The organism is Pontibacterium sp., assembly GCF_041587635.1.
Lineage (GTDB): Bacteria > Pseudomonadota > Gammaproteobacteria > Pseudomonadales > Balneatricaceae > Pontibacterium.
The window spans coordinates 1-2,575 of the sequence record NZ_JBFGYC010000562.1 but is presented as its reverse complement, the minus strand read 5'-3'; the positions used below and the strand labels follow the sequence as shown (position 1 = coordinate 2,575).

Annotated in this window: 2 protein-coding genes; one reads left to right on the top strand and one right to left on the bottom strand. The window is 49.8% G+C overall.

Going from position 1 to position 2,575, the window contains the following annotated elements; genetic code table 11:
- Positions 1 to 109: 109 nt before the first annotated feature.
- The gene (locus ABYW01_RS19030) at positions 110 to 1,495 is read right to left on the bottom strand and encodes an L-serine ammonia-lyase (RefSeq protein WP_372835893.1); all 1,386 of its coding nucleotides are present in this window, start codon (positions 1,493 to 1,495) and stop codon (positions 110 to 112) included.
- Positions 1,496 to 1,799: 304 nt separating this feature from the next.
- Here ABYW01_RS19030 and ABYW01_RS19025 point away from each other — a divergent pair, with 304 nt between their 5' ends.
- Positions 1,800 to 2,432 carry a helix-turn-helix domain-containing protein gene (locus tag ABYW01_RS19025; RefSeq protein WP_372835892.1) on the top strand — a complete coding sequence of 211 codons (633 nt, stop codon included), beginning with the start codon at positions 1,800 to 1,802 and terminating at the stop codon, positions 2,430 to 2,432.
- Positions 2,433 to 2,575: the final 143 nt, after the last annotated feature.

Below are 2,575 nucleotides of genomic sequence, written 5' to 3'. Positions count from 1 at the left end.
TCGGCCTCGGCCAGATCACAGGTGAAAAATTGCTCGCTCACGGCGTCATTGCGGTACAGATCGCTCATGCTCATAGTGTTTATCTCTGTTTATTGTTGTCTGGTTAGGATCAGCAAGCCACGGCGTTTACAGCCAGCCCGCCAGTTGAGGTTTCTTTATATTTGTCCTGCATATCGACGCCGGTCTGACGCATCGTTTCGATTACAGAATCCAAAGAGACGTGGTGTTCACCATCGCCACGTAATGCCAGACGGGCAGCATTGATCGCTTTCACTGCGCCCATGGTATTACGTTCAATACATGGCACCTGAACCAGACCACCAATAGGGTCACAGGTCAGTCCCAAGTTGTGTTCCATACCAATTTCCGCAGCGTTTTCAATCTGCTCATTGGTACCACCCATCACCGCGCACAGTGCACCGGCAGCCATGGAACAGGCCACGCCGATTTCACCCTGACAGCCCACTTCTGCTGCGGAGATAGATGCATTTGTTTTGTACAACATGCCGATGGCTGCCGCTGTTGCGAGGAAGCGCACAATGCCTTCTTCATTGGCATTTGGGACAAAGCGATCGTAATACGCCAGTACAGCTGGGATGACTCCGGCAGCACCGTTAGTCGGCGCTGTGACAACACGCCCACCGGCTGCGTTCTCTTCATTGACTGCGATCGCATACAGGTTGACCCAATCCATCACCGTCAGCTGATCCTGCAGTGCTTTTTCCGGTTGATCGACTAGTTCCCGATACAGCTCATTTGCACGACGCTTAACTTTCAGGCCACCCGGTAAGATACCGGTCTGCTGACAGCCACGGCGGATACAGTTATCCATCACGTGCCAGATATTCATCACCGCAGCGTTCACCTTTTCGTCGGTGCCCATGCGGGAGCGTTCGTTGGTCAGTACAACATCAGCAATAGAGATGTTCTCTTTCTTACAGATCTCGAGAAGCTCTACACCGTTGTTGAACCAATAAGGGATGCTGTGCTCTACCGCGGCCTTTTCGCCATTCTCGCCCGCTTCCGCGTCGCTCAGAACGAAGCCGCCACCAACAGAGTAATAAATGCTATCGAGTGTGATGATACCCGCCGCATCAAATGCACAGAAACGCATACCATTAGGATGTTTAGGCAGGGATTCACCAAAGTTGAAAGGCAGATCAGTGTCGCGCTTGAAAGGAATCATGCGCTGACCGGCAAGATTCAGCTCACCACTGTCATCAATCTGCTGAATGTACTCAGGCACTTTATCGGGATTAACCAGATCGGGCTGTTCGCCCAACAGACCCAGTAATACTGCAACATCCGTTGCGTGGCCTTCTCCGGTCATGGCCAGTGAGCCATACAGATCTACCTTCACACGGCTTACGCCGTCTAAAAGGTTTTTGTCGCGCAACTCATCCAGGAAACGGTTTGCTGCAACCATAGGTCCAACAGTATGTGAACTGGAAGGACCGATACCCACTTTAAAAAGATCAAAGATGCTGAGTAGCATGACTCAAGCCTCCAACTTTATTTTTATTTACTGCTTTATTAGGAGACATCCCAAGCTTCGCACTCTGACAAAGCTAAGCAAATCGGATTAACACATTGGCTAAAAAGTAGCCTCAACCGCGTATATTGTTCAGACTAGCAACAGATTTCATAATTGGCAACAAAAATTTCCTATTGGAAACTTTTGTATCGATAGCGTAACTAAAACGAACTTCTGTTTCCTTTAAAAGAGTCCTGCGCTTGTGTACCATTTTTGGAAACAGCTCCCTGAAGGAGTGAGTCAGGAGCTAAGGAGTGAATAAAAGATGTCTGACGAACCACATTTCCTGAGAGAAGAACGTGTAGAGATCTCACGTGCAGACGCTAATAGTGAAGCAGCAGTAGAACCACTACAGTTGGGCAAACGCGTCCGTGAAATTCGCCTGAGCCAGAACCTGACACTGGAAGAAGCCAGCAAACGTACAGGCCTGGCGCGCTCTACATTATCCAAAATAGAGAACGAACAGATCTCACCTACATTCTCTGCAGTGAATAAGCTGGTGAAGGGTCTGGGTATCGATATCCCGCAGCTATTCAGCCAGCCAAAGCGCAGTGCAGCTGCTGGCGGCCGTCGTGACATTACGCGCAGCGGTACTGGTACTCCGCACCCAACACCGACGTATGAGCACGAAATGCTGGCGACTCAGCTGACCAGCAAGAAAATGATCCCCTACCGCACGACGGTACGCGCGCGTTCCTTCGAAGAGTATCCAGAGTGGGTGCGTCATGACGGTGAAGAGTTCCTGTTTGTACTTAAAGGCTCTTTACTCTTCTATACAGAATTCTATGAACCGATCGAACTATTCGAAGGTGACTCTGCCTACTATGACTGTGAAATGGGCCACTCACTGGTATCCACCAGCGAATCAGATGCCGAGGTCATTTGGGTCACCGCCTGAAGGTTTATCTAAGACAGAGGGCGGTCTGTTCCCCTTAAGGACGAACTGACTTATACTCTGATGATTCTTCCTGAAGTGCCATCGTAGGTTTTTCCTGCGACGGCATTTTTTTTGTCTGCAGCCTACCCGCAGTAATTTCATCC